General features: G+C 33.6%; 11 protein-coding genes. 8 read left to right on the plus strand and 3 right to left on the minus strand.

Annotated elements, in window-relative coordinates; all coding sequences use genetic code 11:
* The coding region (locus ACTG3Y_RS05030) for a DEAD/DEAH box helicase (RefSeq protein ID WP_439151829.1) at positions 1 to 297 on the minus strand (297 nt) is incomplete at its 3' end.
* Positions 298 to 418: 121 nt separating this feature from the next.
* Between ACTG3Y_RS05030 and ACTG3Y_RS05035 the strand changes: the two genes are divergently transcribed.
* On the plus strand, positions 419 to 1,711 hold the full coding sequence (locus tag ACTG3Y_RS05035) for an anthranilate synthase component I family protein (RefSeq protein ID WP_439151830.1): 1,293 nt from the start codon (positions 419 to 421) through the stop codon (positions 1,709 to 1,711).
* Here the strand turns inward: ACTG3Y_RS05035 and ACTG3Y_RS05040 are convergent, their stop codons facing one another.
* On the minus strand, positions 1,712 to 2,401 hold the full coding sequence (locus ACTG3Y_RS05040; RefSeq protein WP_439151831.1) for a hypothetical protein: 690 nt from the start codon (positions 2,399 to 2,401) through the stop codon (positions 1,712 to 1,714). It abuts the gene before it with no gap.
* A gap of 118 nt (positions 2,402 to 2,519) precedes the next feature.
* Between ACTG3Y_RS05040 and tilS the strand changes: the two genes are divergently transcribed.
* The 4 genes from tilS (at position 2,520) to ACTG3Y_RS05060 (ending at position 8,366) form a co-directional block, all read left to right on the plus strand.
* The gene (tilS, locus tag ACTG3Y_RS05045) at positions 2,520 to 3,830 is read left to right on the plus strand and encodes a tRNA lysidine(34) synthetase TilS (protein WP_439151832.1); all 1,311 of its coding nucleotides are present in this window, start codon (positions 2,520 to 2,522) and stop codon (positions 3,828 to 3,830) included.
* Entirely contained in the window at positions 3,827 to 5,449 is a 1,623-nt protein-coding gene (ade, locus tag ACTG3Y_RS05050) for an adenine deaminase (protein WP_439151833.1), read from the plus strand. The genes tilS and ade overlap by 4 nt, the downstream gene beginning before the upstream one ends.
* Positions 5,450 to 5,514: 65 nt before the next feature.
* Positions 5,515 to 7,398 carry a CocE/NonD family hydrolase gene (locus tag ACTG3Y_RS05055; RefSeq protein WP_439151834.1) on the plus strand — a complete coding sequence of 628 codons (1,884 nt, stop codon included), beginning with the start codon at positions 5,515 to 5,517 and terminating at the stop codon, positions 7,396 to 7,398.
* An 8-nt stretch (positions 7,399 to 7,406) separates the two neighbouring features.
* Positions 7,407 to 8,366 (plus strand): YheT family hydrolase, encoded by a 960-nt coding sequence (locus ACTG3Y_RS05060; RefSeq protein ID WP_439151835.1) that lies wholly within the window; start codon positions 7,407 to 7,409, stop codon positions 8,364 to 8,366.
* Between the two features lie 38 nt (positions 8,367 to 8,404).
* Here ACTG3Y_RS05060 and ACTG3Y_RS05065 read toward each other — a convergent pair whose 3' ends face one another.
* Entirely contained in the window at positions 8,405 to 8,668 is a 264-nt protein-coding gene (locus ACTG3Y_RS05065; RefSeq protein WP_439151836.1) for a hypothetical protein, read from the minus strand.
* Between the two features lie 221 nt (positions 8,669 to 8,889).
* Here ACTG3Y_RS05065 and ACTG3Y_RS05070 point away from each other — a divergent pair, with 221 nt between their 5' ends.
* The 3 genes from ACTG3Y_RS05070 (at position 8,890) to ACTG3Y_RS05080 (ending at position 12,853) form a co-directional block, all read left to right on the plus strand.
* Positions 8,890 to 10,428, plus strand: a complete 1,539-nt coding sequence (locus ACTG3Y_RS05070; RefSeq protein WP_439151837.1) for a YifB family Mg chelatase-like AAA ATPase — start codon at positions 8,890 to 8,892, stop codon at positions 10,426 to 10,428.
* Between the two features lie 95 nt (positions 10,429 to 10,523).
* The gene (locus tag ACTG3Y_RS05075; RefSeq protein WP_439151838.1) at positions 10,524 to 11,627 is read left to right on the plus strand and encodes a DUF2891 domain-containing protein; all 1,104 of its coding nucleotides are present in this window, start codon (positions 10,524 to 10,526) and stop codon (positions 11,625 to 11,627) included.
* The gene (locus ACTG3Y_RS05080) at positions 11,627 to 12,853 is read left to right on the plus strand and encodes an Nramp family divalent metal transporter (protein ID WP_439151839.1); all 1,227 of its coding nucleotides are present in this window, start codon (positions 11,627 to 11,629) and stop codon (positions 12,851 to 12,853) included. Before ACTG3Y_RS05075 ends, ACTG3Y_RS05080 begins: the two co-directional genes overlap by 1 nt.
* The last annotated feature ends 3 nt before the right edge of the window (positions 12,854 to 12,856 follow it).

The raw sequence follows: 12,856 nt of genomic DNA on the forward strand, positions 1-12,856 counted from the left end.
ATTATTAATGTATTTAGACATTTTCTCAATCTCACTTACCACTTGTACTACTAGTTCTCTGGTAGGAACAAGGACCAGAACTCTTGGGTTATCTTGTCTAGAATATTTAAGATGACGCAAAATTGGTAGCATATAGGCAAACGTTTTTCCTGTACCTGTTTGGGCAATTCCGACGATATCTTTACCAGAAGCTACTTTGTTAAAAGCTTCAGCCTGAATAGGAGTAGGGACTTCAAACCCTAAGTCTTCTATGGCGTTATATAGTGGTGTGTTTAAATTTAAATCTTGAAATGTCAAAACCTTTGTTTTATGAGGCAAAGATACATTTTCAAATGAAGTACCACCATAAGCATCAAATTATAAATAGAATTTTATTTTGAAGTGTAATTTTCGGTAATTTGCACTAATAATTATTCTTTTGAGAACAAGAGTCACTCGTCATTTAAAGTATCCTAAAAATTTCAAACAACAACTCCTATTGTGGGCGCAGCAATTTGATGACATTGTATGGCTAGATTCTAATAATTATAACGATAAGTATGGTAGTTACGATGCAATTTTGGCGGTAGACGCCTTTACATCTTTAAAAACAGATTATTTTGATGCCTTTGAGCACTTGCAAGAATATCAATCTACCACAAAAGATTGGATTTTTGGCTATTTAACTTACGATTTAAAGAATACTACTGAGGCTCTGCAATCAAATAATTTTGATGGTCTGCAATTTCCAGATTTATATTTTTTTCAACCTAAAAAGCTATTTCTGATTAAAGGTAATGAGGTAGACATTCAATACCTCAAAATGGTAGATGATGAATTAGAAAACGACTTAAAAGAAATAATAGAGTCTAAGGAACAGAGTATACAAAAATCTAATGATTCAATTAAAATAAAACTCAGAATCCATAAAGACGACTACTTCGAAAAGGTAAATGAAATGCTATCTCATATCCAAAGAGGTGATATTTATGAAGCTAATTTTTGTCAGGAGTTTTATGCAGAGGACAGTGCTATTAATCCATTAGTAACTTTTAATAGGCTTAATCACATTTCAAAACCACCATTTGCAACTTTTTTAAAACTAAATGACAAGTTTTTATTGTCGGCTTCTCCAGAGCGCTATATAAAAAAGGATGGGCAAAAAGTTATTTCACAACCCATTAAAGGAACAGCAAAGCGATCACAAGATCCCATAAGGGATAAGCAATTTGCTGAAGCATTGGCTACTGATGAAAAAGAACGAAGTGAAAATATTATGATTGTGGATCTGGTTAGAAATGATTTATCGCATACCGCAACAAAGGGAAGTGTAATTGTAGAAGAATTGTGTAAAGTTTACTCATTCTTACAAGTTCATCAAATGATATCTACTATATCTTCTAATATATCAGAAGATTTAGTGCCTGTTGAGTTGCTGAAGACCACTTTTCCTATGGGTTCAATGACTGGAGCACCAAAAATTTCAGCCATGAAAATTATTGAAGACCTAGAAGAAACTAAGCGCGGATTGTACTCTGGTAGTGTTGGCTATTTTACTCCAGAGGGTAATTTTGATTTCAATGTCATCATAAGAAGTATTCTTTACAATGCCACAAATAAATACATTTCATACTCTGTAGGTAGCGCAATAACAGCCAAAAGTAATCCGCTCAAGGAATATGAGGAATGCCTTGTAAAGGCTAAAGCAATGCACGAAGTGTTAGAAAACTAACTATTCTAGGTGGCTTCTAAAACTCTTTTTAACTTTCTCAAAAATAAGTTCAACACGAGAGGTCTTAATGTTTTTAATTTTTGCGATATCGTCAAAATCTAGATTTCCAAAAATGTATAAATCAACAATGTTCGAAATATTAATTGGTAGCCAATTATAAAAACGACCAAACACTTTAGGCGATTCAGATTTAGATAAATCTTCTAATTCAAATGCTCTTAAAATTGAGGTTTGTTTATCATCATATAAATACAAATGATTGTTATAATCTTGATGATATGATATGTCACTCAACTCAGTATTTAAGACTAAGTCTAGGTCAGCATCAATGGTATAATCTTCACCTAATCTAGATAGTTCATCTTTTAAAATAGAATCTGTACTAATTGTATTTTTATGATAAGCCTCCTTCTTAAATAGTTCGTTCATATAGTTATCAACAAGCTTGAAGAGTTCTAGTTTTACAGCCATGGCTTCAGCTTCAATGTTAAAGCCTTTACTGTAGAGTTCTATTATACATTCATCAATAATACCATTAGATGAGTACATGTTTTTTGGCAAAATACCAGTAGTTTCTGCTATATAGATTCTGTGTTTTACATAGGGATGTAAGTGAGATACAGCAGAAAGTACTTTTTTGTCGAAAGCAGTTTGTGCAGATTTTGATGAGAGTTCTTTATATGTGCTCATAACTTTTAATTTATTTGTTCTTTTAAAGCTATTAATAACTATTTAACTTTTTTATGATAATTGTCATTTTGATAAAAATATAGATTGATAGCCTTTGTCAATATTGTATATTTACACAATGCTAAAAGCCTTAAAAAATCATATAGACACTAATCTAAAGCTGCTTAATAATTCGCGTTTAATCATTGGGATTTCAGGAGGAATTGATAGTGTGGTACTAGCACACTTGTGCAAGAAACTCAATCTTGATCTTGCATTAGCGCATTGTAATTTTAATTTAAGAGGAGGTGAAAGTGATAATGATGAACAATTTGTTATCGATCTTGCCGATGACTTAGATGTAGAAATATTTGTTCAAAATTTTGATACAGAAGCCTATGCAAATGAGCATAAGTGCTCTATACAAATGGCAGCAAGAGAGTTACGATATAATTGGTTTAAAGAATTAGCAAATCAATTACAGTTCGATTATATCTTAACAGCGCATCATGCAGATGATAATTTAGAAACGTTTTTAATTAATTTTACTCGAGGAACAGGCTTAAACGGTTTAACAGGTATACCTATTTTAAATGAAAATATAGTTAGGCCTCTTTTACCATTTTCGAGAGGTGATGTAGAATCTTTTGCAAAAGAACATCGAATTTCATGGCGTGAGGACAGCAGCAATAAGAAACGAAAATACCTACGAAATAAACTAAGACACGAGGTAGTGCCCATTCTAAAGGAAATTAATCCTCAATTATTAGATAGCTTCAAAAACACCATTAAAAACCTTAATGATACCGCAGATATTGTCGAAGAAAGTTTAAATGCAGTAGCCAAGCGTGCAATCGTAAATATTGATGAGAGAGGTGTTACCTATAAAATATCAGAATTTAAAAAGGTGAATAATACTCAAGCCTATCTATATGAAATGTTCAAAGATTATGGTTTTACAGAGTGGGATGATGTAGAGCGTTTATTAAATGCACAATCTGGTAAATACATTAAGTCTGGAACACATAGATTAATAAAGCATCGCAACTATTTAATATTAAGTGGTTTAAAAACAGAAGGTTTAAAGCCAATTTTAATTTCAGAATTAAAATCCGATATAAAAACACCATTAGGAGTTCTATGTTTTGATATAGCTGATGTAGTTAAGAAAAAATCAAAAAATGCCATCTACGTTGATGCGAAAAAGTTTTCTTTGCCTTTAACTATGAGATTATGGGAAGAAGGTGATACCTTTAATCCAATAGGTATGAAGGGTAAAAAGAAACTGAGTAAATATCTAAAAGACGAAAGATCATCTCTAATAGAAAAAGAAAATACTTGGGTACTAACATCTGGAAAAGACATTATTTGGGTAGTTGGGAAAAGAGCAGATGGAAGATTTAAAGTTTCAGACGCTACAAACACTATTTTGAAAATAGAATTAAATTGAAGTTAAGAGGAAACATAGTTGATATTCATAATCGTAAAATCTTTAAAGGTGAAATTACTGTTGAAGACGGCAGAATAAAATGGATTGAAGAAAAAGACTGTCAGGAAACGCATTACATTTTGCCTGGATTTGTTGACGCTCATATTCATATAGAAAGTTCTATGTTGGTGCCTTCAGAATTTGCTAAGGTCGCTGTCAGACATGGTACGGTAGCAACAGTTTCAGACCCACATGAAATTGCTAATGTTCTTGGAGTTAAAGGTGTGGAGTTTATGATAGAGAATGGAAAGCAGACACCTTTCAAATTTAATTTTGGTGCACCAAGTTGTGTACCAGCAACCAATTTTGAATCTGCTGGAGCAGTTATTGATTCAGATGATATAAGAACCTTAATGGCAAATCCTGATATTAAGTATTTGGCAGAAATGATGAATTATCCAGGTGTAATTTACGACGATTCAGGAGTTCTTAAAAAATTAGAATGGGCAAAATATTATAATAAGCCAATTGATGGGCATGCGCCAGGATTAAGAGGTGATGATTTAACCAAGTATATTTCTGCAGGTATTTCAACTGATCATGAATGTTTTACTTACGAAGAGGGCTTAGAGAAACTTCAAAAAGGGATGAAGGTCATCATTCGAGAAGGTAGTGCTGCCAAGAATTTTGAAGCTTTGATAAATTTGATGGATGAGCATTTTGAAAATATGATGTTCTGCAGTGACGACAAACATCCTGATGATTTGTTGTTAGGCCATATTGACCAACTCTGCGCAAGAGCAGTGGCAAAAGGTATAGATGTTTTTAAAGTATTACAGGTGGCTTGTGTAAATCCAGTTAAGCATTATGATTTAGATGTTGGCTTATTAAATGAAGGTGATAATGCAGATGTAATAATTATCGAAGATTTAAAAGACTTCAAAACACTTCAAACTTACATTAATGGTGATTTGGTATATGACCATGGTGTTTCAAAAATTAAGCATGTTGAATTTAAGATCTTAAATAACTTCAACACTAATAACAAAGCTGTTTCAGATTTTAAATTTGAATCTAATGCCAAACAAATACGAGTTATTGAATGTTTAGATGGTGAATTGGTGACCAATGAAATTATCGAGGATTCTTCTATTGAAAATGGAAACTTAATTTCAAATACCGAAAGGGATATTCTAAAAATTACTGTAGTAAATAGGTATAACAATGCTAAGCCAGCTATTTCATTTATAAAAAATTTCGGACTAAAAGAAGGCGCTATAGCATCTTCTGTTGGGCATGATTCTCATAATATTGTTGCCGTTGGAGTTTCAGATGAGGCCATCTGTAAAGCTGTAAATCTTATTATAAATAATACAGGAGGTATTTGTGCTGTATCTAAAACATCAGAAAAAATAGTACCCTTACCTATCGCAGGTATAATAAGTGATAGGGATGCTGAAACCATAGGTAATGCTTATGCGGAATTAGATAAAATAGCAAAACAATTAGGAAGTCAATTACATGCACCTTACATGAGTCTTTCATTTATGGCATTGCTGGTTATTCCTTCATTAAAATTAAGTGATAAAGGATTATTTAACGGTGATACATTTAAGTTTACGACCGTTGAGGTGTCTTAACATTTCTTTCAAACTTTATTCTTTCTAATAGATTATCTTTAGCTTTTTCAAAACCCAACCATATAATGATAAAAAAATTTTTACTAGTTACATTAGTTGTATTTACGGTTTTAAGTTGTAAGGAAACTAAACATCAGGCTATTGAAACACCAGAAATGGCTGATGCGGAAAATAGTTTTACCAAAGACAATTACACTAAAAAAGAGGTAATGATAGAAATGCGTGATGGCATTAAACTTCACACTACCATTTATTCACCCAAAGATACTACCAAAGTCTATCCTATTTTATTAAAACGAACACCATACAGTTGCAGACCATATGGTGAAACTGAGTATCCTGCCAAAGTAGGGCCAAATACGTATTTAATGGAAGAAGGAAATATTATGGTGTATCAAGATGTTCGTGGTCGCTGGAATAGTGAAGGAGTTTATGATAATATGCGTGCTTATATTCCTAATAAAACAGGTAATCAAACCGATGAAGCGAGTGATACTTACGACACTATTGAGTGGTTGGTAAATAACGTAGAAATCAATAATGGAAATGTTGGTACATACGGTATATCCTATCCTGGTTTTTATGCGACGTATTCACTTTTAGATTCACACCCTGCACTAAAAGCAGTGTCTCCACAAGCATGCATCGGTGATTTCTTTTTCGATGATTTTTACCACAATGGTGCTTATTTATTGAGTTATTGGAGAGCAAGCTCTGTATTTGGATATATGAAAGATACACCAACAACAGAATCATGGTATCAGTTTCCGGATATAGGAACAGAAGACCAATATCAGTTCTTTTTAGATCATATGCCATTAAGTAAACTCAATAAGTATTATGATAGTTCCAATGTGTTTATGGAGCAATTAAAAACGCATGTTACCTATGATGAGTTTTGGCAGAGTAGAGGAATTATTCAGCATTTAAAGGATATTAAACCAGCAACTATGATTGTTGGCGGTCAATTTGATGCAGAAGATTTATATGGTCCTTATAATACCTATGAAAGTATAGAAGAAAACAGTGATAATTACAACACTTTAGTTTTTGGTCCTTGGAGTCATGGTGATTGGGCAAGAAACAGAGAAAGACAGGTTATTGGAAATATTCATTTTGGAGATAGTATCTCTGATTACTTTCAAAAAAATATTGAAACAAAATTCTTTAATCATTTTCTTAAAGGTGAAGCAAATGGTGAAACTGGTCTAGCTGAAGCACACATGTTTAACACAGGTACAAAAACTTGGCAGTCTTTTGAGTCTTGGCCACCAAAAGGCGTAGTTAAAGAAAGTTTCTTTTTACAACCTGATGAACGATTAACACAACAAACTAATAGGATGATAGCAACGTCAGATTTTATTAGTGATCCTAAAAAACCTGTACCTTATTCAGAAGATATAAAAGTGGTTTTCACACCACGAAAATTCATGACAGACGATCAGCGCTTTGCGTCGCGCAGACCAGATGTCTTAACGTTTGAAACTGAAATTTTAGAAGATGATATAACACTAGCTGGTGATATATTGGCAAAACTAAACGTCTCAACCACTGGTACGTCAGCTGATTGGATTGTAAAGGTAATTGATGTGTTCCCAGCAGACATGGAGAATACAGAAGACGTTCAAGACCATTTAAAATTAAGTAATTACCATATGATGATTCGCAGTGAAACATTGAGAGGGCGCTTTAGAAACAGTATGGGCAACCCAGAGCCGTTTGTTCCACACAAAAAGACAGCGGTGAATTTAAAATTGCAAGATGTATTTCACACTTTTAAAAAAGGACATAAAATTCAAGTGCAGATTCAAAGTACATTTTTTCCATATATAGATGCAAACCCACAGACTTATGTAGACAATATTTTTGAAGCAGCGGAATCTGATTTTAAAGCTCAAACACATCGCGTTTATAATGATTCAGCTGTTGAATTTACAGTATTAAAATAATTATAGTAGTGCCAATAATTGAATCAACTTACAAACCACCATTCTGGGCAAAGAAAAGTTTTGTGTCTACTGTGTTTTCTGGTTTAGCCAGAAAAGTAGATGGAGTAGAACAAACTAGGGAACGTATTACATTACCAGATGGAGATTTTATAGATTTAGACTGGAGTTATTCAGAGCAAAAGTCTAAGAAAGTAATAATTCTTTTACATGGTTTGGAAGGTCATGCTCAAAGACCATATATTACGGGTACGGCAAAACTATTTAATGATAATGGCATGGATGCCTGTGCTGTTAATTTTAGAGGCTGTAGTGGTGAACCAAATTTGTTATATCGTAGTTATCATTCTGGTTCGACAGAAGATTTAGAAGCTGTTGTGAATCATGTAATATCTAAAGATGCATATAGCGATATTTATATAAAGGGCATTAGTCTTGGTGCGAATATGGCCTTAAAATATGTCGGAGAACGTACTAATCTTCCTAAGGAAGTTAAAGCTGTAATTTCTGTCTCAACACCGTGTGATTTAAAAGGATCTTGTGATGCATTATTAAGCTTAAAGAATAAACACTATGCGATTCGGTTTTTAGATCATTTAAAAAAGAAATTAAAACCAAAACTTAATCAGTTTCCAGAAGATTTAACAATCAACGAGTATAATTCTATTAAAAGTTTAATTGATTTCGACCATGTTTACACAGCTAAGGCACATGGTTTTAAAGATGCCTTTGATTATTATGAAAAAGCAAGTTGTTCACAATATTTACAAAATATAAATATACCGTCATTAATAGTTAATGCACTTAATGATTCTTTTTTATCAGCAGAATGTTATCCTGTAAAGGCAGCTAAAACAAATGTTAACCTTTTCTTAGAAATGCCTAAATATGGTGGTCATGTTGGTTTTATAGACAAGAAGAATATTTATTACAATGAGCAACGTGCGTTGGATTTTGTGAAAGAACAGTAATAAAAAAAGCCTCTTTAAAATAGAGAGGCTTTTATAATTTAATCATCACATTCTATTCGACTCACTTCAGTACCGTTTCCTGTCCTCACAAAATCAGTTTCGTCCTGACAAGGAACTGCGTTTCGGCTTGTCTCAATTCTCTCTAACAACCAGGTATCATCACCTTCAGGCTGATACTTTTGCTCTAGATAGAAGACTTCTTCGCAGGCGCAAGGTATCGGTTCTTCTTCGGCTGTACAGCCAAAAAGTAACATCAAAGATGTTGCTACCAATATTACTGTTGAACGTAGTAGGTTTTTCATATTAATTAAATTTGGGTGGGTAAACATAGTGTAAAATGTTAAAACATCTATTAAATGTTGAAATTATTCGACGAAATGCACCTTTTCAATTAGTTACATCTTTAATTTTAACTGTATTTTCTATTCATTTTGATTCCTAAAATATTTTCTGTTCTTTTGGGAAGCTTAGGTAAAATCTCACAGTAAATACACTTATTTACTAAGCCATTAAATAAAGATATATGCTAAAAAAAGTATTTTCCAGTGCCGTGTTTGGTGTTGAAGCGTCAACCGTTACTGTAGAAGTGAATGTAGACACAGGTATAGGTTATCATTTGGTTGGTTTACCAGATAATGCGATAAAAGAAAGTAATTACCGAATTGCTGCAGCACTTCAAAATAATGGATACCGCATTCCGGGTAAAAAAATCACGATTAATATGGCACCTGCAGATCTAAGAAAAGAAGGTTCAGCATATGACCTTACACTTGCCATAGGAATATTAGCAGCATCAAATCAAATTAAAGTAGAAAATTTAGAAGACTATCTTATAATGGGGGAACTGTCTTTAGATGGTAGCTTACAACCAATAAAAGGTGCATTGCCTATTGCAGTTAAGGCCAGAGAAGAAGGCTTTAAAGGCTTTATTTTACCTATGCAGAATGCCAAAGAAGCGGCTATAGTAAATGATTTGAAAGTCTTTGGTGTGGATAATATCAAGCAAGTTATTAATCATTTTGATAAAGGTGAGCTCATTGAAGAAGTTAAGATTAATACTAGAGAAGAATTTTATAAAAATCTTGATTTCCCAGAGTTCGATTTTGCTGATGTTAAAGGGCAAGAAAGTATAAAACGCTGTATGGAAATAGCTGCTGCAGGTGGACATAATATTATTTTAATTGGACCACCTGGTTCTGGTAAAACGATGCTGGCTAAGCGCTTACCAAGTATTCTACCTCCCATGACACTTTATGAAGCATTAGAGACTACCAAGATTCATTCAGTGGTAGGTAGAGTTCAGGCGCATGCTGGTCTAATGGCACAACGACCATTTAGAAGTCCACACCATACCATTTCTAATGTTGCCCTTGTTGGTGGTGGAAGTTATCCTCAACCAGGTGAAATTTCATTATCTCATAACGGAGTATTGTTTTTAGATGAATTACCAGAATTTAAACGGGAAGTTTTAGAGGTAATGCGCCAACCGCTAGAAGATAGAGAAGTGACTATTTCCAGAGCTAAGTTTACAGTCACTTACCCTTCATCTTTTATGCTTGTTGCGAGTATGAATCCTAGTCCTGGTGGTTATTTTAACGATCCTGATGCTCCAGTTACTTCTAGTCCTGCAGAAATGCAACGGTATTTAAGCAAAATATCTGGACCACTTTTAGATAGAATAGATATTCATATTGAAGTGACTCCTGTGCCGTTTGAAAAACTCTCAGACGACAGAAAAGGTGAGTCTTCAGTTGATATTAGAAAAAGAGTGACTAAGGCAAGAGAAATACAAACAAAACGTTTTGACACCTTAGAGAATGTGCATTACAATGCACAGATGAATACCAAACAAATAAGAGAGCACTGTAAATTAGACGATGCGTCACTGCAGTTATTAAAATCTGCTATGGAGCGTTTAAATTTATCTGCTCGTGCGTATGATAGAATTCTTAAAGTCGCCAGAACTATTGCTGATTTAGAGGGTTCAGAAAAAGTTTTAGGTAATCATATTAGTGAGGCTATACAATATAGAAGTTTAGACAGAGAAGGCTGGTTGGGGTGAAAATTTGAGTGTGTTTTCAAATTACTAAATTTATCTATTAAGTAATGAGACCCTCAAAAATTGTATTTTAGAGACTAATTAAAATAACCTGTTTTATGAAACAAGCCTATCTACTCTTAGTGTGTATTCTTATTTATAATTGCAAAAACACTTCTGAACAAGTACTTGTTTTAACAGAAGATATAGTTATTGTCGAAACACCAACTTTAAATCTCGCGCAAGCCAACCGTTTAGCAGAATTGCCATTAGCATGTGTGGGAACAGAATATCCTAACAAACTTGGACAAACTTTGGGTGGCAACGACGATTTAAAAGGACCTAAAGAATTACACCCAACATTTTATGGTTGTTTTGATTGGCATTCTGCCGTACATGGACACTGGAGTATGGTGAGTTTATTACGTCAGTTTCCTAATTTAGAGAAAAGTACAGAAATGAAAGAATGGCTGCTGCAAAGTATATCACAAGAAAATATAGAAAAGGAAGTGGCATATTTCTATGGTGAGTATAACACATCATACGAGCGTACTTATGGTTGGGCCTGGTTGTTAAAGTTGGCCGAGGAATTGCATTATTGGGACGATGAGTTGGCCAGAGAACTAGAAACAAATCTGCAACCATTAACGATTTTAATTGTTGAAAAATACATAGAATTTTTACCTAAGTTAAATTACCCCATTAGAGTAGGTGAGCACCCAAATACAGCTTTTGGGTTAAGTTTTGCTTATGATTATGCAGTTTCAGTCAATCATACAGAATTGAAGAGATTAATTGAAATACGCGCTAAAGAGTTTTATCTAAATGATCAAGATTGTCCTTTAGGATGGGAACCAAGTGGCTTCGATTTTTTATCACCTTGTTTAGAGGAGGCAGCATTAATGAAACGTGTGTTGTCTAAAGATGAATTTAGGTACTGGATAAAGAACTTTTTGCCACAATTAAAAGACAAATCATTCACCGTTGAAACCGGTAAAGTATCAGACAGAACGGATGGTAAATTGGTGCATCTAGATGGAGTAAACTTTTCCAGAGCATGGAGTCTAAATTATATTGCAAAGGATTTACCTGAATTTGCACATCTTAAGAACTTAGCTAATGCACATATTAATTATTCATTACCAAGTATTGTTGGTGATAGTTACGAAGGTGGTCATTGGTTAGGTAGTTTCGCGATTTATGCATTGAATTCAATCGAATAATGATAAAGAAATTCTTTAAAAATATAGGTCCTGGACCACTAGTTGCAGCCGCTTTTATTGGCCCTGGCACTGTTACCCTCTGTACAATAGCAGGTGTTAATTTTGGTTTTGCATTGCTATGGGCAATGGTTTTATCCATTTTAGCTACCGCCGTTTTACAAGAAATGGCAGCAAGACTGGGAGTTGTATCGCAAAAAGGTCTGTCTGAGATTATCAAACAAGAAATTTCTAATCCTTATGTTAGAAACTTTGCAATTGTACTCATAATTAGCGCAATTGTAATTGGTAATGCTGCCTACGAAGCAGGAAACATTAGTGGTGGAGCTCTAGGTGTTGAAACTATTTTAGGTAGACCGAATATAGAAATAGTGGGTTTAAATGTTTCATTAATACCTGTTCTAATAGGTTTAGTTGCCTTTATTTTACTCTATCTGGGTAATTATAAGATTATTGAAAAAGCACTCGTATTTATGGTCATTTTAATGAGTCTGGCATTTGTGACTACAGCTATAATTACCAGCCCAAATATGGTTGAAATTGTAAAATCAATTGCAGTTCCTAGGTTTCCACAAGATAGCATTCTAACCATAGTTGGACTAATAGGAACAACCGTTGTCCCTTATAATTTGTTTTTACATGCTTCGCTGGCAAAAACGAAATGGAAGAATACCCAAGATTTAAGTTTTGCAAGAAAAGATACCATAATCGCAGTCGTATTAGGTGGTTTAGTATCTATGTGTATTATAGTTTCTGCTGCTGCAATTCCAGAACAAGATATTTCTAATGCTTCTGATTTGGCCAAAGGATTAGAACCCTTATTCGGAATAAACGCTAAGTACTTTCTGTCTACAGGTTTATTTGCAGCTGGAATTACTAGTGCCATTACAGCACCTCTAGCGGCTGCGTTTGTAGCAAGTGGTTGTATGGGATGGAATTCAAATCTAAAATCAGGAAAATTTAGAGCTGTTTGGATGTTAATACTTGGTTTGGGTGTAATATTCTCTTCAATAGGGTTTAAATCTATAGAAATTATAAAATTCGCTCAAGTTGCCAATGGCATACTATTACCAATTATAGCAGGATTTTTACTCTGGGTTATGAATAAAACAGTTGTACTTGGTAAATATAGAAACTCTAATATTCAAAATATCTTTGGATTTATTATTCTTTTAATCACTATCTTTTTAGGAGGAAAAGGTATACTTAGTGTTTTTAATCTAATATAATTT

This window comes from Winogradskyella sp., assembly GCF_965656915.1.
Classification (GTDB): Bacteria; Bacteroidota; Bacteroidia; order Flavobacteriales; family Flavobacteriaceae; genus Winogradskyella.